The organism is Ruegeria sp. HKCCD6428, from assembly GCF_013110595.1.
GTDB lineage: Bacteria > Pseudomonadota > Alphaproteobacteria > Rhodobacterales > Rhodobacteraceae > Ruegeria.
In genome coordinates this window covers 302,687-321,056 of the sequence record NZ_WVQX01000004.1, presented here as the reverse complement: position 1 = coordinate 321,056, position 18,370 = coordinate 302,687, and the positions used below count along the sequence as shown (strand labels likewise).

The 18,370-nt window shown below is 59.4% G+C and carries 17 protein-coding genes; 9 read left to right on the top strand and 8 right to left on the bottom strand.

Features of this window, described 5'->3' with window-relative positions:
* Positions 1-5: 5 nt before the first annotated feature.
* From GS620_RS12165 to GS620_RS12150, 4 genes are all read right to left on the bottom strand, one after another.
* Positions 6-1,667, bottom strand: coding sequence for an FAD-binding dehydrogenase (locus GS620_RS12165; RefSeq protein ID WP_171616078.1), 1,662 nt, complete (start codon positions 1,665-1,667; stop codon positions 6-8).
* 10 nt (positions 1,668-1,677) lie between these two features.
* The gene (locus tag GS620_RS12160) at positions 1,678-2,535 is read right to left on the bottom strand and encodes a bile acid:sodium symporter family protein (RefSeq protein WP_152458740.1); all 858 of its coding nucleotides are present in this window, start codon (positions 2,533-2,535) and stop codon (positions 1,678-1,680) included.
* A 73-nt stretch (positions 2,536-2,608) separates the two neighbouring features.
* Entirely contained in the window at positions 2,609-3,343 is a 735-nt protein-coding gene (locus GS620_RS12155) for a glutamine amidotransferase (protein WP_171616076.1), read from the bottom strand.
* Positions 3,344-3,359: 16 nt separating this feature from the next.
* A complete protein-coding gene (locus GS620_RS12150; RefSeq protein ID WP_171616074.1) occupies positions 3,360-5,132 on the bottom strand; it encodes an SLC13 family permease in 1,773 nt (590 codons plus the stop codon).
* 110 nt (positions 5,133-5,242) lie between these two features.
* Between GS620_RS12150 and GS620_RS12145 the strand changes: the two genes are divergently transcribed.
* Complete coding sequence (locus GS620_RS12145; protein WP_152458737.1) at positions 5,243-5,983, top strand: YebC/PmpR family DNA-binding transcriptional regulator; 741 nt, start codon at positions 5,243-5,245, stop codon at positions 5,981-5,983.
* Positions 5,984-6,132: 149 nt separating this feature from the next.
* Positions 6,133-7,410 carry a permease gene (locus GS620_RS12140; RefSeq protein ID WP_171616072.1) on the top strand — a complete coding sequence of 426 codons (1,278 nt, stop codon included), beginning with the start codon at positions 6,133-6,135 and terminating at the stop codon, positions 7,408-7,410.
* Between the two features lie 11 nt (positions 7,411-7,421).
* Here the strand turns inward: GS620_RS12140 and GS620_RS12135 are convergent, their stop codons facing one another.
* Positions 7,422-8,111, bottom strand: a complete 690-nt coding sequence (locus tag GS620_RS12135; protein ID WP_171616070.1) for a nitroreductase family protein — start codon at positions 8,109-8,111, stop codon at positions 7,422-7,424.
* A gap of 26 nt (positions 8,112-8,137) precedes the next feature.
* The gene (locus GS620_RS12130; protein WP_171616068.1) at positions 8,138-9,031 is read right to left on the bottom strand and encodes a LysR family transcriptional regulator ArgP; all 894 of its coding nucleotides are present in this window, start codon (positions 9,029-9,031) and stop codon (positions 8,138-8,140) included.
* Positions 9,032-9,118: 87 nt separating this feature from the next.
* On the opposite strand from GS620_RS12130, the gene GS620_RS12125 reads away from it, so the two are divergent.
* From GS620_RS12125 to GS620_RS12095, 7 genes are all read left to right on the top strand, one after another.
* Positions 9,119-9,718 (top strand): LysE/ArgO family amino acid transporter, encoded by a 600-nt coding sequence (locus GS620_RS12125; protein WP_171616066.1) that lies wholly within the window; start codon positions 9,119-9,121, stop codon positions 9,716-9,718.
* Positions 9,719-9,758: 40 nt separating this feature from the next.
* Positions 9,759-10,667, top strand: a complete 909-nt coding sequence (locus GS620_RS12120) for a DMT family transporter (protein WP_171116467.1) — start codon at positions 9,759-9,761, stop codon at positions 10,665-10,667.
* A gap of 87 nt (positions 10,668-10,754) precedes the next feature.
* Positions 10,755-11,327 (top strand): transcriptional regulator BetI, encoded by a 573-nt coding sequence (gene betI / locus GS620_RS12115; protein ID WP_171231213.1) that lies wholly within the window; start codon positions 10,755-10,757, stop codon positions 11,325-11,327.
* The gene (gene betC / locus GS620_RS12110; protein WP_171616064.1) at positions 11,324-12,832 is read left to right on the top strand and encodes a choline-sulfatase; all 1,509 of its coding nucleotides are present in this window, start codon (positions 11,324-11,326) and stop codon (positions 12,830-12,832) included. Before betI ends, betC begins: the two co-directional genes overlap by 4 nt.
* 70 nt (positions 12,833-12,902) lie before the next feature.
* Positions 12,903-14,561, top strand: coding sequence for a choline dehydrogenase (betA, locus tag GS620_RS12105; protein ID WP_171616062.1), 1,659 nt, complete (start codon positions 12,903-12,905; stop codon positions 14,559-14,561).
* Positions 14,562-14,616: 55 nt separating this feature from the next.
* Positions 14,617-15,264, top strand: coding sequence for a thermonuclease family protein (locus GS620_RS12100; RefSeq protein WP_171616060.1), 648 nt, complete (start codon positions 14,617-14,619; stop codon positions 15,262-15,264).
* 100 nt (positions 15,265-15,364) lie between these two features.
* Positions 15,365-15,604, top strand: coding sequence for a YdcH family protein (locus tag GS620_RS12095; RefSeq protein ID WP_152458727.1), 240 nt, complete (start codon positions 15,365-15,367; stop codon positions 15,602-15,604).
* Between the two features lie 71 nt (positions 15,605-15,675).
* On the opposite strand, the gene GS620_RS12090 is transcribed toward GS620_RS12095, so the two are convergent.
* Both GS620_RS12090 and GS620_RS12085 read right to left on the bottom strand, forming a co-directional pair.
* On the bottom strand, positions 15,676-17,076 hold the full coding sequence (locus GS620_RS12090) for a short-chain fatty acyl-CoA regulator family protein (RefSeq protein WP_171114811.1): 1,401 nt from the start codon (positions 17,074-17,076) through the stop codon (positions 15,676-15,678).
* Between the two features lie 63 nt (positions 17,077-17,139).
* The gene (locus GS620_RS12085) at positions 17,140-18,345 is read right to left on the bottom strand and encodes a multidrug effflux MFS transporter (protein WP_171616058.1); all 1,206 of its coding nucleotides are present in this window, start codon (positions 18,343-18,345) and stop codon (positions 17,140-17,142) included.
* Between the last annotated feature and the right edge of the window lie 25 nt (positions 18,346-18,370).

Below are 18,370 nucleotides of genomic sequence, written 5' to 3'. Positions count from 1 at the left end.
GGCTGTCACGCGATGGCCCTCGATCGCCCGGCGTTGCGACCCGAAAAGATGCAGCCGCCCAGGAAGGTTCCCTCAAGCGCGTTGTAACCGTGATAACCACCGCCACCGAATCCGGCGACTTCGCCGGCTGCGAACAGGCCCGGCACAACCTGACCGTCGGCGCCGATCATCTGACTGTCCAGATTGGTCTGCAAACCGCCCAGTGTCTTGCGGGTCAGCACGTGCAGCTTGACTGCGATCAGCGGGCCGTTCTTTGGGTCCAGGAACTTGTGCGGTTTGGCGGTGCGGATCAGCTTGTCGCCGCGATAGTTGCGCGCCGCCAGGATCGCCATCATCTGCGCATCTTTTGAGAACGGATTGTCCACCTGTGAATCCCGTGCTTCGATCTGGGCGCGCAGATGCGCCTCGTCGATCAGACCCCCGCCCAGATGGTTCATGCCGCTCACCAGTTCGGTCAGCGTGTTGGCCACGACGAAATCCTCGCCGTGTTCCTTGAACGCCTCGACCGGTGCAGTTGCCTTGGAACCGGACAGAATGCGCTGACGGATCACCTCTTTCCAGCTGCCCGAGGTGAAATCGGGGTTCTGTTCGGACCCGGACAGAGCGAATTCCTTCTTGATGACCTTTTGGGTCAGAACAAACCAGCTGTATTCGTATCCAGTTTTCAGGATTTCCTTCAACGTTCCCAGCGTATCGAATCCCGGCAGGCAGGGCGGTTCCAGACGGTTTCCCTTGGCGTCGAACCACATTGAACTGGGGCCGGGCAGAATGCGAATGCCATGGGCGGGCCAGATCGGATCCCAGTTGCACACACCTTCGGTGTAATGCCACATACGGTCGCCGTTGATGACATGGCCACCGGCCTTTTCGCTGATGGCGATCATCCGACCATCCACATGGAAGGGCACACCCGCCACCATGTCCTTGGGCGGTTCGCCCAGGCGGTCGCGGGGCCAGTTCTGGCGCACCATCTCGAAATTGCCACCTATCCCGCCCGAGGTGACGATGACGGATGGTGCATAGACCTCGAACTCGCCCACCTCGTCACGGTTGGTCTTGCCGCCGCGTGGGGCCGCGTCATCGGCCAGAACCTCGCCCGAGACGCCCTTGGCCTCGCCGTTCTGCATGATGATATGGCTGACCTGATGGCGGAACTTCAGCTGGATCAGGCCGGCGCTGACATGGTCGCGGACCCGGCGGATGAAGTGCTCCAGCACGCCGGGTCCGGTGCCCCAGGTGATGTGAAAGCGCGGGACGGAATTGCCATGCCCGTTTGCATAAGACCCGCCACGTTCAGCCCAGCCCACGACCGAAAACCAGCGCAGGCCCATGTCATGCAGCCAGGGGCGCATTTCACCGGCGGCGAACTCGATGTAGGCCTCGGCCCATTTGCGGGGCCAGGTGTCTTCTTCGCGGTCAAACTGTGCGCTTCCCATCCAGTCGCGCAGCGCCAGATCGTGGCTGTCGCGGATACCCATGCGGCGTTGTTCCGGCGTGTCGACCATGAACAGGCCACCCAGGCTCCAGAAGGCCTGACCGCCCAGAAAACCTTCTGGTTCCTGATCGAGTATTATTACCTTTTTGCCTCGGTCGCCCAGTTCGGCTGCGGCGGCCAATCCGGCCAGACCAGCACCGATTACGATCGCATCAGCAGTGTTGTTTGTCATAACGGTCCTTTCAGCGCCTGCGGAACCAGACAAGAAACGGCAGAACCACGGCATACATCGTAATGCCATAAACCGCCGAGGGCAGGGCCAGCGGGCTGAACCCGCTTTCGGTATTCGTGATCAGCGCCGCCAGTGTAATGCCCAGCGTGGAGTTTTGAATTCCGGTTTCGATCGAGATCGTCTTGCACTCATTCCAGGACAGGTTTGATATCCGCGCCAGCCCCAACCCGATGAACAACAGGGCGATATTCAAAGAAATCAAGCCTGCGCCCATGATGCCAAGATTGTCGACGAACAATTGCCAGTTCCCGGCCAGTGCCGCGGCAACGATCAGCACGAACAAAACGGTCGCGAGCGTCGACAATCCCGGCTCTACGCGGTTTGCAAACCCTGTTGCAAAGTTGCGAACTCCGACCCCGATGCCCACGGGAAGCGTTGTTATCAGAAACAATGCAACAGCCAGCCCGGTGATCGAAACCTCGGGGGCTTCGTCGCCCATGAAATGCGCGATCGACCACGCGGCCAGTATTGGCACGGTCACCATCGACAAAAGGCTGATCACGGCGGTCAGGCTGACCGAAAGTGCGACATCGGCTTTGGCGAGCTTGGAGAGGATGTTGCTGGTTACGCCGCCCGGGCAAAAACTGAGCAGCATGAAACCAACCGCGATCTCGGGGGGCAATGCAAAGATTGTGACCGTCACGAAGGCCGCGACTGGCAAGAGAACAATCTGGCTTGCCGCCCCGATGGCAAAGGCGCGTCGCCGGCTCAGGACACGACGGAAGTCTGCCACCTCCAGCCCGATGCCAAGAGACAACATGATAATGGCAAGCGACACCGGCAAGCCGACATTCAAAAGCAAATCCAAGGACAACTCCTCCCAAAGTTGCGTCAGATCAGCCTATGCGAGGGGGCAAGGCGCAGGCAACCGCGCCGTTGGGTCATTCGTATCGTCGGACGAACCGGCGCAGGATCTCGCCCGGCTGCGTGACATCGGCCGAATGGCAGTGGTCGATTAGTTTTTGCGCGTCTTCAGGCGGGAAATAGCCGTGGTTCTTGTAGATATTGATGCGCTGTTCAAAATCCCTGGCGTCTGCTTCGGGGTGGAACTGCGTGGCGTATACGTTCTGCGCCCAACGGATCATCTGGAACGGGCAGGGGTCTGACGCGACAAGGTGAACGCATCCTTTCGGCAGAGCCTGAACCGCTTCCTTGTGGCCAACGAAAGCGTCGAAGGTGGGTTCCAACCCGGCGGTCAACGGATCCCGCTGCCCTTCCGGGGTCAAATGGCACGTGGATGGCCCAACGGGTTCGCCATACCGCGCCTTGCTGACGTCGCCGCCCAGATACGCCGCCAGAATGCCAAGGCCATAGCAGCAGCCCATGAACGGGTGATCTTGCGCGATGATCTGTGGCATCAACCCCATGATCGCAGCCTCGATCCGGGCATCCAGCGGGGATTTGGTCGCCGGGTCGTCACTGACGCATCCCGGTCCGCCGCCTACGATGACACCGGCATAGTCCGTGACATCCAACCCTTCTGGCAGGTCGTCGCAATCCAAACGGATGCGATGCGTCTGTTCAGGAGACAACACGCTCCGGTTCAGGATCGAGGCATATTCGGCATCGGACGCATCTGTTTCGGGGCGCAGTTGCAGGATCAAAAACGGTTTCATGCGCAGCCTTTACCCGTCACAGCGGCCAGAACACAAGAATGGCGGGAACAGAAACGGCTATGATCAGCACTTCCAGCGGCAATCCCATGCGCCAGTAATCTCCGAATCGATAGCCTCCGGGCCCCAGAACCAGCGTGTTGTTCTTGTGCCCGATAGGGGTCAGGAACGCAGCCGAGGCCGCAACGGCCACGGTCATCAGGAACGGGTCGGGTGACACCTCTAGCGTGCGCGCCATTTGTATCCCGACCGGCGCGGCGACAATGGCGGTGGCGGTGTTGTTCAACACGTCCGACAAAGTCATCGTGACAACCATCAATACGGTCAGAATGGCCCAAGCGGGCAGGCCATCGGTCAGCTGGATCAGGGCGTTTGCGATCAGTTCGGTGCCGCCCGAGGTCTCCAAGGCACTGCCCAGCGGGATCATCGAGCCCAGCAGTACGACCACCGGCCATTCGATGTGACTGTAAATGTCGGTGATCGGCATGATCTTGGTCAGCACATAGGCAATCACGACCAGCCCCAAAGCAATGGGCAGATAGATCAACCCAACACTTGCGGCCAAAACAGCTGCGGCAAACAGACCGATGGCCAGCCATGCCTTGTCGTTTGCAGTAACGTTCAGCCCGCGTCCGGCAAGGGGCAGGCAACCCAGCCATTCCGTAACATCCGCAGCGCGGTCGCGAGGGCAGAGCAGCAGCAGGATATCGCCCGGTTCCACCTCGGTCTTGCGGACCTGTTCGGTAATCCTGCGCCCCTGGCGTGAGATGCCCATCAAAACGGTGCTTTGCCGCCAGGCCAGCCCAAGCCCTTGTGCCGTGCGACCTGTGATGCGCGCGTTTTCCGGCACGACGACTTCGATCACTTCCAGCCCGTCACCCTCGGCCGTCAGCAACTCCTGCCGGCGCGTGTCCGAGAAGTCGAGATTGAGCGCCGCGCGAAACTCGTCCAGCGCCTCGGGTCTGGCTTCCAGAACCAGCGCGTCACCTTCCTGCAAAACGGCGTGCGCCGACCGGCCATAGCGACGCTTGCCATCCCGGATTAATCCGATGATGGCCACGTCCGATTTCTCGGCCACTTCATAAAGCTCGCTGACCCGTTTGCCGATATGGGCGGATTCCGGGGGAACGGTCAGCTCGGCGATGTATTCGGCCAAGGTTTCCGATGTCTCGGCCTGCGGTCCGCGATTGGGGATCAGGCGCCAGCCCACCAGTGCGACAAAGGCAAGACCGGTGATTGCGGCCAGCCCACCGACCGGGGCAAAATCGAACATGTGAAACGGCTCGCCCAGTGTTTCGGCCCGGATCGACGCGATGATGATGTTCGGAGGCGTGCCGATCAGTGTGGCCATCCCCCCCAGAATGGTGGCAAAGCTCAGCGGCATCAGCGACAGGCCCACCGATCGTCCGGCCTTGCGTGCGGTCTGGATGTCCACGGGCATCAGCAGCGCCAGTGCTGCCACGTTGTTCATAAAGGCCGACAGAACCGCGCCGATCCCGCCCATCAGGGCGATATGCGCACCCAAGCCCCGCGAGGCATCAACCAGCGTGCGGGTGATCAGGAACACTGCTCCGGACCGGACTAAACCGGCAGAAACCACCAAAACCAGCGCCACGATGATGGTCGCGGGATGGCCGAACCCGGCAAAGGCAACATCCACGGGCACGACGCCCAGCACGACGCCGATCATCAGCGCGGCAAAGGCCACAAGGTCGTATCGAAACCGGCCCCACAGCAGCATTCCGAAGACGGTGATGAAAAGCGCAAAAAGAATGATCTGGTCTGTCGTCATGTCGTCACCATACTAGCCGGTGAAGCCGTCGCAAGCCGCTCTCTTGATCCTGCCCCCTGCAAACGTCTATATGAGCGCCGAACACGCAATCACGATGACGAGGACGCATTATGGCAGGCCACTCAAAATGGGCCAACATCCAGCACCGCAAGGGGCGTCAGGACGCCGCGCGGTCCAAACTGTTTTCCAAACTGTCGAAAGAGATCACCGTTGCCGCCAAGATGGGCGACCCCGATCCCGACAAGAACCCGCGCTTGCGTCTGGCCGTGAAAGAGGCCAAGTCGAACTCGGTTCCCAAGGATGTGATTGACCGCGCGATCAAAAAGTCCACCGCCGGTGAAGGCGACGATTACGAAGAAATCCGCTATGAGGGCTATGGCCCCAACGGCGTGGCCGTGATTGTTGAAACCATGACGGACAACCGCAACCGCACCGCGTCGACCGTGCGTTCGACCTTTTCCAAGAACGGCGGAAATCTGGGCGAGACGGGCTCGGTCGGGTTTATGTTTGAACGCAAGGGCGAAGTGATTTACCCGGCAACGGCGGGTGACGCAGACACCATTTTCGAAGCCGCCATCGAGGCCGGCGCGGAAGATGTCGAAAGCTCAGAGGATGGCCACATCATCTGGTGTGCGGATACGGATCTGAACGACGTTTCGAACGCGTTGGAAGCTGCGCTGGGTGAATCGGAATCCACCAAATTGGTCTGGAAGCCGACCACCACGACCGAGCTGGGTCTGGAAGACATGCAAAAGCTGATGAAGCTGGTGGATGCGCTGGAAGACGATGACGACGTACAGCGTGTCACGACCAATTTCGAAGCCTCGGATGAGGTGATGGCACAGCTCTGAGCCGTTGCGGATCTTGACGGCGAAACCCGGCTCAACCGCCGGGTTTTTTCGTTTTCGGACGGTTTCGAAGAGTTGTTGGCTGAACCCTTCGAAACGCATAGGCTGGAAAAACCCGGAATTTTCGAGACAACGCCACCGAAAGATCCACGATGGATGCGACTGCTGAAAAGGCCAAGCGAAACGTGCCGGTTCTTGCTGGGCAGAGTATCGTGTCTCAGGTTGCGTGGACTCTGGGCAGCCCATCGGTGGTTTTGCCGTTTCTGGCCGTGTCATTCGAATTGCCGATGTTCGTGGCGGGCGCGCTGGTTTCGGTGCGAATGATTGGCAGCATGATTTCCGATTTCTTTCTGGCGCAATCCGTCGCGGCGAAATCGCAAAAGAAACGCGCAATCGCTCTGACCGAAGCGATCATCGGATCCTGTCTGGTCCTGGCAATGGTGGCCGCCGCGACCGGGGTCGTTCCGTTGATCGCAGTGGTTTTCGTGGCGGTCTTTTTCGTGATCGGTCTTGTGGACGAGGTGCAGAACCTGATGTTCACCGATCTGCTGGGCGATCATGTCCACTCGCGTTCGCGCATGGTCCTGCATTACCTGCAACTTGGGGGCGGAGGCCTGTGTGCCATCGGTCTTGCCATGCTGGTGCATCAGATCACCAAGGAAAACCCACCTTTTTCGCGCCATTCAACCATGATCGGCGTATCGGTTGCGTTTTTCATGCTGTCAGGGCTTTTGATGCTGGCCATGACAGAGAATGCCCGCTCGGCGGAGCCGGCAAACAAGACCGGACCCAAAGCAAAGCTGTCGTTCAAGGCCAATGCCCGGGGTATTCTTGGCATGTTCGAATACTCGTGGTTTCGGCGTTACATGGTCATGCGAATGTTGTTGGTGGCTGTTTCGCTTTCTGTCCCGTTCTTCGCGCTGATCGCGGCCGAGGCGCATCACGGCTCGGCCAAGGGGCTGACCGCAATGATTGTTTCATCTGCTTCGGGCTATCTTGTGTCCGGGCCGTTGTGGCAGGTCGTGAACATGAAGTCTCATCGTGCCGTAATGGTGGTCGGGACACTGATGGTGGCCGCAACCGGCGGTGTTCTTCTGGCATTTCACTACTTGGGTATCGATCACGATGTGCATCTGCACGCGATCGCGCTGTTTGTCGTCACCGTTGCGGTGACCGGGATCAGCAGCGCGCGCAAGCTCTATTTCCTGGACGTCGCGCCCAAGGAACAGCGCGTTCAGGGATCAGCCGCGATCAAGTCTTTTACCCGTTTGTTGGCGGTGCTGCTTTCGGCGGCCTTGGCCGCAGTCGCCCATATGCACGAGGTTGTATTGGCCGTCGCGTTCATAGTCGCAGCCAGCCTGGTGGCCTGCGTGACATGCTACCTGACAATGTTGCCCGACCGAAAGGACGCCTCTGGCACACAGGGCTGATGCGGCTCCGCTCAGAAAAAGGAAGAAATCTCGTCCAAGGGCTTTTTCAGCTTTGCAACGGACGGCACGGTCGCGGTTTCCGAGGGATGTCCAACTGCTATGATCATTGTCGGTTTCTCTGAAGCGGGCCGACCCAGCGCATCAGTCAGAAACCGCATCGGATTCGGGGTATGTGTCAACGTGCTGAGACCGGCGTGATGCAATGCCGCCAGCAGAAAGCCGGTGGCAATGTTCACACTTTCGGGCACGTAGTAATTCTTGTACCGCGTCCCGTCTTCGAATTGCCCCCAGCGTTGGGCAAAGACCACGATCAGCCACGGGGCGACGGTCAGATGTTCCTTGACCGCGTTTGTCCCGATGGGTTCCAGAGCCTTGATCCATTCATCGCCCGCCCCTCCCGCGTAAAAGCGACGCTCTTCTTCTTCGGCTTCCTCGCGGATGCGCAGTTTCAGCTTGGGGTCCGAGACGGCAGCAAAATGCCAGGGCTGGTGGTTTGCACCTGACGGGGCCGTTCCCGCGGTGCGCAGGCAGGTTTCGATCACATCACGAGCCACCGGGCGCGTCGAGAAATCCCGAACGGTATGACGCCGCCGCATCTTTTCAAAGAAAGCTGCAGCCGCGTCCTGCATGTCCGCATCACTGATCTCGCATCGGTCGGGCAGGGGAATGGGGTCATAACTGAGGGTGTCGCGCGAGAACATTGGTTCCTCCAATCGAATGAGTCGGACTATTTGACTTGTGATGGTAGCAAAACCCGTTGCGCAGCATGCTGGACCGCTTGTGTAAGGGGTTTGAGCGCCGGGGCAAGAACCCGCCCGACCTGCCAGCTGAGCGCGATGTCCAGTGGCGCATCGGGAACGATCGGGCTCAGCAGCCCACGCTCCATGGCATCTTGCGCAAGGGCTGCGGGGTTCATGCCCCAGCCAATCCCGGCGATTGCGGCATCAACGAACCCTTGCGAAGATGGCAGGAAGTGGAAAGGCGGTGACAGATGTTTGCCGGTGTGATTTGCGATCCACGCTTTTTGCAGACCGTCCTTCCTGTTGAAGACAAGGCAAGGCGCTTTGCTGAGGGTTTCCTCGGTCACGCCGTTCTTGAACCAGGTGTTGACAAATTTCGGGCTGGCGGTGGGCAGATATCTCAACACGCCCAGCTCAATCGCGTCGCAACCGCTCACTGTTTGTCCGCCGACGGTGACGGCGGCGCTGACCTCGCCGCGCCTCAGCCAGTCCGCCGAATGGTCCTGATCGTCGATCACAAGGTCGAACAGCATGTCGGGCACCCGCGCCATCGCGTCAATGAACCAGGTGGCCAGAATGTCGGCGGGTACCGCAACGCGAACCCGCGCGGACCCGGGTTCTTGTACCAGAGTCAATTCCCGAGCCAGCTGCGCCTCCAGCAGACCGACATCTTCGGCGTAACGTGCGATGCGCTGCCCTGCTGGCGTTCCGGTGCAAGGGGTTCCCCGATGGATGAGCGAGGCGCCCACGCGATCCTCCAGCGCTTTTATCCGCTGGGATATCGCCGAAGGGGTTACAGCCAGTTCCGCCGCCGCCGCATCAAAGCTGCCATGGCGCAGAATGGCTGACAAAGCGGCCAATTGGTGAGGGTCCAGCAGCATTAGCAAAACTTAACTGAGGGCAACATCTTTAATTTGATAGATCGTATCGCGGCCATTAGTCAACGCAATGGCAACGCAGGAGGTACCATGCCTACATCCGTGATCGCCGGTTTCGCACTGGGTTTCAGCCTGATCCTCGCCATCGGGGCGCAGAACGCCTTTATTCTGAGGCAGGGCTTGCGCCGCGAGCATGTGTTTTTTCTGTGCCTTACCTGCGCGGTGTCTGATGCCATCCTGATCGGAGCAGGCGTGGCAGGTTTTGGCACCCTGGCACAGGCCGCACCCTGGTTCGAAACCGTGATGCGATACGGTGGGGCGGCATTCCTGATCTGGTATGGCCTGCGCAGTCTTAGGTCGTCCTGGCTGGGTGGCTCGGTGATGGAAATCGGCAATGGCAGGCGAACCAGCCTCAAGGCCGCGCTGCTGACGGTTTTCGCGTTCACCTGGCTGAACCCGCATGTATATCTGGATACGGTCGTGCTGATCGGTTCGATCTCGGCCCAATATGACGACCGGCTTGGTTTCGCCCTCGGCGCGATGACATCCAGCTTTGTATTCTTCTTTTCGCTTGGCTATGGGGCAAGCATCCTGTCGCCTGTTTTTGCGCGCCCCAGGGCGTGGCAGGTGCTGGACGCAGGGATTGGCGTGGTCATGTTGGGTATCGCGCTGAAACTTGTTACCATGTGAAGGGTTGTTCCCGGCCGGGTTTCGGTGTTCAACCTTGAACATGACTTCATCCACCGTATCGTCCCGCCCGCTTGCCGGCATGTTCTGGATGTTCGCCGCCGGCTTGTCCTTTGTTGTGATGACCGCGCTGGTGAAGTCGCTGGGCACATCGATGAATTCCATCCAGGCCGCCTTTCTGCGATATGTGCTGGGGTTGGTGTTTCTGTTGCCGGCCATGCGGTCGATCATGGCGACGCATCTGACCCCCCGCCTGCTGACGCTTTTCGGTCTGCGAGGCATCGTGCATGCGGTTGCGGTCATGCTCTGGTTCTTTGCGATGACACAGATCCCACTGGCCGAAGTTACAGCCATGAATTACATGACACCGGTTTACGTCACACTGGGGGCGGCCCTGTTTTTGGGCGAAAAGCTGGCCTTTCGCCGGATTGCTGCGATTCTGGTCGCTCTGATTGGCGTCCTGATCATCCTGCGGCCCGGGTTTCGCGAAGTGTCATCAGGCCATCTGGCCATGCTGGGAACGGCCCTGACCCTTGGGGGGTCGTATTTATTGGCCAAGATTCTGGTGCGTGACGTACCGCCCGCCGTCGTTGTGGCACATCTGTCGATCTGGGTGACCATTGCCTTGATACCCTTTGCGATCGCCGTTTGGACGCAGCCAAGCCTGCGGGATATCGGGGTTCTTTTTCTGGTGGCCAGCTTTGCGACCGCCGGGCACTATTTCATGACCCTGGCGCTTCAGGCGGCGCCAGTGGCCGTCACGCAGCCGGTGACGTTTCTTCAGCTGATATGGGCCACGATCCTGGGCGCTGCGGTTTTCCATGAAAGCGTTGACGTTTGGGTTGTCGCGGGCGGCACGCTGATCCTTGCCGCCGTGAGCTTTATCTCATGGCGCGAATTCGTGTTGAACCGCCGGGACTTGACGCCTCCGAGTATTGCGCCGAAGCTGTAACGACACCGCTCCCTGATTTTTCATTAATTGACGAGTCAATAAAAACCCCCTAGCGTGGTCCCGTGACGCCTGTTCAAGGGGAGAACGATGCCAAAAGTCGGAATGGAGCCAATCCGCCGGGATGCGATTGTTCGCGCGACAATCGCTGAGCTGGGCTTGAAGAAATCCCTTGATGTAACGGTCAGTCAGATTGCCAAACGTGCCGGCATGTCCAGCGCGCTGGCGCACCACTATTTCGGCGGCAAGGATCAGATCTTTCTGGCCGCCATGCGCCGGATCCTCTCGGACTTTGGCGAAGAAGCAAGGGGCGAGTTGAAAGCGGCTGCGGCGGACGAAAGGGCGCAGGCGATCGTCAGGGCGTGTTTTGCGCCTTCTTGTTTCACACCCGATGTGATCGCGGCCTGGATGACCTTCTACGTGCTGGCTCAGACCAATGATGACGCCCTGCGCCTGTGGCAGATCTATCAGGCCCGCATCAAATCCAATTTGACCCACGCCCTGCGGCACAAGTTGGCTGACCCGCAAGAGGCGGCCGAGAACATGGTTGCCCTGATTGACGGGCTGTACATCCGCGCCGCACTCAGCGCCCCTGAAGAACCGCAACTGGCCGTGAACCACGCGATGCGTGTGCTCAACACTCTGCTCGAGGCTGAAAAATGACAAAACCGAACATTCTGATCCTGATGGTGGATCAGCTCAACGGGACTCTCTTTCCAGACGGTCCCGCTGATTGGCTTCACGCTCCGAACCTGAAGAAACTGGCGGAACGGTCAACCCGATTTGCCAACGCTTACACGGCGTCGCCCTTGTGCGCGCCCGGGCGGGCCAGCTTCATGTCCGGTCAATTGCCGTCGCGCACCGGCGTCTATGACAACGCGGCCGAGTTTCGCAGCGATATCCCCACATACGCGCATCACCTGCGCCGCGCGGGCTATTATACCTGCCTGTCGGGCAAGATGCATTTCGTCGGTCCCGATCAGCTGCACGGGTTCGAAGACCGCCTGACTACCGACATCTACCCGGCCGATTTCGGCTGGACCCCGGATTACCGCAAGCCGGGTGAACGCATCGACTGGTGGTATCACAACATGGGGTCCGTCACTGGCGCGGGCGTTGCCGAGATTTCCAACCAGATGGAATATGACGACGAGGTCGCCTATAACGCCAAGGGCAAGCTTTATGATCTGGCACGCGGCAAGGATGACCGCCCGTGGTGCGTGACCGTCAGCTTCACGCACCCCCATGACCCATATGTTGCCCGCCGCAAATACTGGGACCTTTACGAAGATTGCGCACATCTGCTGCCCGAGGTCGCCGATCTGGGTTATGACAATCAGGACCCCCACGCCAAGCGCATCTTCGATGCCAATGACTGGCGCAGTTTCGACATCACCCAAGAAGATATCCGCAAGTCGCGTCGCGCCTATTTCGCCAATATCTCCTATCTGGACGACAAGATCGGCGAAATCCTCGAAGTGCTGGAAACCACCCGGCAAGAGGCGATCATCCTGTTCGTTTCGGATCACGGCGACATGCTGGGTGAACGCGGGTTGTGGTTCAAGATGAACTTCTACGAAGGCTCGGCGCGTGTGCCGCTGATGATCGCCTCGCCTGATCTGCCCGCCGGCCGGATAGATGCTCCGGTATCGACAATAGACGTAACGCCGACCCTGGGGGCGTTGGCCGGCGTAGACATGGCCGAGATCGCCCCCTGGACCGATGGCGAAAACCTCGTGCCGCTGGCACTGGGCGAAGAACGAACCACACCGGTGGCCATGGAATACGCGGCCGAGGCATCCTACGCGCCGCTGGTCTCATTGCGATATGGCAAGTGGAAATACAATCGCTGCGCATTGGACCCCGATCAGTTGTTTGACCTTGAAGCCGACCCGCACGAACTGAACAACCTGGCCGACAGCCCCGAACACGCAGGTACGCTGCAAACACTGTGTGCCAAATCCGAGGCCCGTTGGGATCTGGATCGCTTCGACGCCGATGTCCGCGCCAGCCAGGCGCGGCGCTGGGTTGTGTACGAAGCGCTGCGGCAGGGCGGCTACTACCCGTGGGATTATCAGCCGCTGCAAAAAGCGTCGGAACGCTACATGCGCAATCACATGGATCTCAACATCGTCGAGGAAAACGCCCGGTTCCCGCGCGGCGAATAACCTCTTCATCTTTTCGAAAATACTCCCGCCGGAGGCATCCAACCTTCTCGGTGGGGCAGGAGTTGTGGAAATGGAAGCAGATTTTGTCATCGTCGGCGCAGGGTCCGCAGGCTGCGCAATGGCATATCGTCTGAGCGAGGCGGGGGCCTCGGTTCTGGTGATCGAACACGGCGGCACCGATATGGGGCCGTTCATTCAGATGCCGGCGGCGCTGAGCTATCCGATGAACATGTCGCGCTATGACTGGGGGTATCAGTCCGAGCCCGAGCCGCACCTGAACAACCGTCGCCTGGCCTGTCCGCGCGGCAAGGTGATCGGCGGGTCGTCCTCGATCAATGGCATGGTCTATGTTCGCGGCCACGCGCGCGATTTCGACACCTGGGCCGAGATGGGGGCTGACGGTTGGTCTTACGCGGATGTTTTGCCTTATTACAAACGGATGGAGACCTGGCACGACGGCGGCCATGGGGGCGATCCGGCTTGGCGTGGCACTGACGGTCCGTTGCACGTGTCGCGCGGCCCGCGCGAAAACCCGTTGTTTCAGGCCTTTGTGGACGCAGGTCAGCAGGCCGGTTACGAAGTCACGGGTGACTACAACGGTGAAAAGCAGGAAGGCTTTGGCCCGATGGAGCAGACCGTCTGGAAGGGGCGGCGCTGGTCTGCGGCGAATGCCTATCTGAAACCCGCGCTCAAGCGGGACAATTGCGATATCGTGCGCGGTCTTGCGTCTCGGGTTGTCATGGAAGACGGTCGCGCCATTGGGGTCGAACTGATCCGTGGCGGCAGGAAAGAAGTCATCAGGGCCCGGCGCGAAGTCGTTCTGGCTGCATCGTCGATCAATTCGCCCAAGCTGCTGATGTTGTCCGGTATCGGCCCAGCAGCGCATCTGGCCGAGCATGGGATCGACGTCGTGGCGGATCGCCCGGGGGTTGGTGCCAACCTACAGGACCATCTGGAGCTGTACATTCAACAGGCGTCGCTGCAACCGATCACGCTCTACAAGCACTGGAACCTGGTCAGCAAGGGCCTGATCGGGGCGCAATGGCTGTTTACCAAAACGGGATTGGGCGCATCGAACCAGTTCGAAAGCGCGGCGTTCATCCGGTCGAAACCGGGCGTGGAATACCCCGACATTCAATACCACTTCCTGCCGATTGCGGTTCGCTATGATGGGCAGGCCGCTGCCGAGGGGCACGGGTTTCAGGCGCATGTCGGCCCGATGCGGTCGCCGTCACGCGGGGCGGTCACATTGCGCTCGGCCCAAGCCGCAGACGCGCCGGTGATCAAGTTCAACTACATGAGCCATGAAAAGGATTGGGAGGATTTCCGCACCTGTATCCGACTGACCCGCGAAATCTTTGGACAAGCCGCCTTCAAGCCCTTTGCGGGCAAGGAAATCCAGCCCGGTGCCGCGGTTCAAACGGATGAAGAACTGAACGCCTTTATCGCGGAACATGCGGAAAGCGCCTATCACCCCTGCGGTACGTGCCGGATGGGGCGCGCGGATGACAAGAGTGCGGTAGTCGACCCCCAAGGCCGTGTCATCGGCGTGGACGGGTTGCGCGTTGCGGACAGTTCAGTCTTTCCGCAGATCACCAACGGCAACCTGAACGCGCCGTCTATCATGGTGGGTGAAAAAGTGTCGGATTCGCTTTTGGGCAAAGATCCGTTGCCGAAGGCCAATGATCGTCCGTGGATTCACCCCAACTGGGCAACCGCTCAACGTTAACCTTTCTAAACGGCCCCCGGTTGAATGCGCGTGAAATACCGCGCATATCGGGGGCATGTTAAGGATTTGTTTAGCCTTTGTTCTTCTGCTTCCAGGTCTGACCCATGCCGCAGAGCAACTTGCAGGTCGGGTCCACGTAATCGATGCGGACACCTGGAATGTCGGTGGTGTACGGGTGCGGCTGCACAGTATCGATGCGCCCGAACTGGATCAGACCTGTCAGGATTCCGACGGATCAAGCTGGCCGTGCGGGGCGTGGGCCACTCATATGGTTCGGGAACAGTTTCAGGGACGGATGACCACTTGTGTCCCGGTGGATCGGGATCGCTACGGTCGCATCGTTGCTCGGTGCAGCGTGGAGCGCGAAGACGTCGCCGCCCGGATTGTAGAGCAGGGCTTGGCCTTTGCGTACCGCAAATATTCGGACACGTATGCAGGTGCCGAACAGGTCGCGAGGATTGAAAACAGGGGATTGCACAAGACACAGATACAGGTGCCTTGGGTCCACAGGGCACGCAAGAAACCGAAATCCTCTGAAACATGCCTAATCAAAGGAAATGTTTCGTCAAAGGGCGAAAAGATCTTTCACGAACCGGGGCAGAGGTACTATGCCAAAACCCGGATCAGTGCAGCCAAGGGCGAGCGATGGTTCTGCTCTGCTGCCGAAGCACGTGCAGCGGGTTGGCGTGCTGCGCGACGCTGAATTCTGAATTTTTCCTGTATGAAATTGATCCGCGTCAAAGTGGGCGGCGCGTCACGCTTCTACTACTGATATGCAACGACATATGAAGGAGCGAACAGACATGTCCCACACCCCGCATGAACTGGCCGAAGAGTTTCCGGACAAGGTTGAACTGATGAGCCAGCTCAAGCAAACGGACGCGCATTTTGCCCGTCTGGCTGATGAGTATCACGAGGTCAATCGCGTTGTGCATCGGGCCGAAACCAATGTCGAACCTATGGAAGACCTGGCCGAAGTTGATTTACGCAAGAAACGGGCTGCGCTGAAAGACGAAATCTGGGCGATTTTGTCCAAGGCCTGAACACCAGTGCCGGGGCACTCGCTGTCCCGGCCCGGGTCGGGCTCCCCCGGTTAATTTCTGGCCATACGAAATCAGGTGACTTCGTAGGGCAGGGTGCCGCGCGTATGGGTGTCGATGCTGAGACGGCGTTCCAGCGGCGGGACTGAACGCTGATGGCAGTTTTGCCGCTCGCAGATGCGGCAGGAAATGCCGATGGGCTCGTAAGCGCTGGCGTTGTTTATGTCGAGGTTATCGGCATAGACAAGCGCCGGGGCGTGGCGCACCTCGCACCCCAGCGCAATTGCGTACCGCCTGACCGGTGCGCCGAATGAACCACCTGATTTCGACACATCCCGAGCCAGCGAGATGTAACGCACACCATCCGGCGTTTCTGCCAGTTGCCGAAGGAAGTGTCCCGGCGTTTCAAAGGCCCGATGTACGTTCCAAAGGGGGCAGGCGCCACCGAACCGTGCAAATTGCAGACGCGTGGCCGAGTGCCGTTTCGTGATCGTTCCGGCCTGATCCACGCGGACAAAAAAGAACGGGATACCTTTTGCACCCGGGCGTTGCAGCGTTGACAGTCTATGCGCAACCTGCTCGATCGATGCGCCGAACCGGTTGCTGAGCAGCTCCAGATCGTGGCGATCTTCCTGAGCGGCGGTCAGGAATGCGGAATAGGGCATCAAGGAAGCGCCGGCGAAATAATTGGCAAGGCCGATCTTGGCGATGGACCGCGCCTCTTCGCTTTGGAACTTGGCAAAATCCAGTGTCGCTTCCAGCAGTTTGTCCTGACTGATCAATGCGACCTGCAACAGCAGTTGAAACACTTGCGTTTGCGGGGTCGAGCGGGAGGAAAGGCGCAGGATTTTGCTTTCGGCGTCATAGGTGCGCAAAGGGGCGATGTCAGAGAACATCACTTGAATGCCACGCTCAGTCAGGCTGTTCAAAGCCGCCTGCCGGATACTGCCCGGGTTTTCAGCGCGATTGGCGAACAGCTCTGCCGCCCGGTCCACGGCGTCGATGTAGTTGTCGCAATAATGGAAGAAGTCCCGCACCTCTTCCCAGGGGCTGGCCTGCATTCGGGCGTCTTCTCGCCCCAAGGCTTCGTCCAGTGAGGCGAGGCGTTCATGCGTTTGCCGGTAGGTTTTGTGCAATTCGATAAATGCGCGGGCCAATGCCGGCGCGTTTGATGCCGTCAGGCGTAAATCGGCAAGTGGCGGCAGAATATCCGCAAAAACCGGGTCGGCCAAAGCTTCGCGCATGTCCGACACCAGTCGCTCGCTGTCGCCGGTGCTGAGCTCGGTGACATCCATGCCGAATTCTTGTGCCAGAGCCAACACAACCGTGGTCGAGATCGGCCGGTTGTTGTTCTCCATCTGGTTCAGATATGGGAGTGAAACACCCAGTTTCGCCGCGAATTCGCGTTGTGTAAGGGCCAGTCGCGTGCGCATTTCACGCAGTTTCGCGCCGGCATAGAGCTTTTGGGTGGCCATGAGGTGCCTTTGCAAGTTTTCTGTTTTGGAAGATTAACTTTGCAAAGTTTTCGGGGCAAGTCGTTACAGCCCCAATTGACGCTCTCGCCGAATGACGGATCCAATTGCGAAAATCGCCAGAACTGCAGAGGTTAGCATCAGCCAGAGCAAGGGCATGGCGCCGGTTTCCCGGGTCAGCAGGGTGCCTGCCAACGCGCTCAGGCCCGCGCCGCCGCCCAGCATGATTGCGCCGCTCAGCCCTGAGGCGGTTGCGGCCAGATGCGGACGAACGGACAATGCGCCGGAGGTGGCATTGGGAATGGCCATGCCGTTTCCGACGCCCACAAAGGTCATCAAGCTGAAAAAGCTGAGTGCGGTGCCCAGACCTGTGAGGAACAAGGATGCCGAAAGCGCAACGCCCAAGGCGTTCAGCAGGCTGCCCCACAGCACCATCCGGTTGATGCCAATCTGTACGGAAAAGCGACCGCTCAGAAAGTTGCCAACAAAATAGCCCACTGCGGGGGCACCGAAATAAATGCCGACCTGTGCCGCGCTTAGTCCGAACAGCTCGGTTCCAATAAAGGGCGCACCACCGAGATAGGCAAAGAACGTGCCCGAAGACAACGCGCAGGACAGTGAATAGCCCCAGAACCGTGGCGAGGTCAGAAGTTCAGGGTATTCCTTGAACTGCTGAACAAGGGTCTTGCCGCTTTTGGCTGACGTTTCGCCAAAATCCGCGAAGGTCAAGGCAAGCGTCAAGGCGCCCAGGCCGAAAGGCAGCCAGAAATTCGCTTTCCAGCCAAAGCTTTCCTCCAGCAGGCCGCCGATCGCCGGGCCGATCATCGGGACCACGGCCATACCCATTGTCACGTAACCGATCATCGATGCCGCCTGATCCTGATCGTACATATCCCTTACCGCGGCCCGGCTGAGAACCATGCCGACAACCACGACCGCCTGGCACATTCTGAACGCCAGAAAGATTTCAACGTTGGGCGCATAGATGCATCCAAGCGTGGCCAGCAGGAACAAGCCGATCCCCCACAGCAGAACAGGCCTGCGACCAGCCTTGTCTGCGAGCGGCCCGATCAGGATTTGCAGAACGGCATTGACCAGAAGATACAACGCGATCGACAACTGCATGACCTTGTAATCGGCGCCGAAATACGCTGCCATGTTCGGCAGGCTCGGCAGAAACAGGTTCATGCTCAGCGCAGACAAGCCCGCGAGCAATACAAGTGTCGCCAATGTGGGTGGTGTGCGGCGAACCGCGCGAGAGCTGAACTGCATGGTTCACATGTATAGTCATGGAATT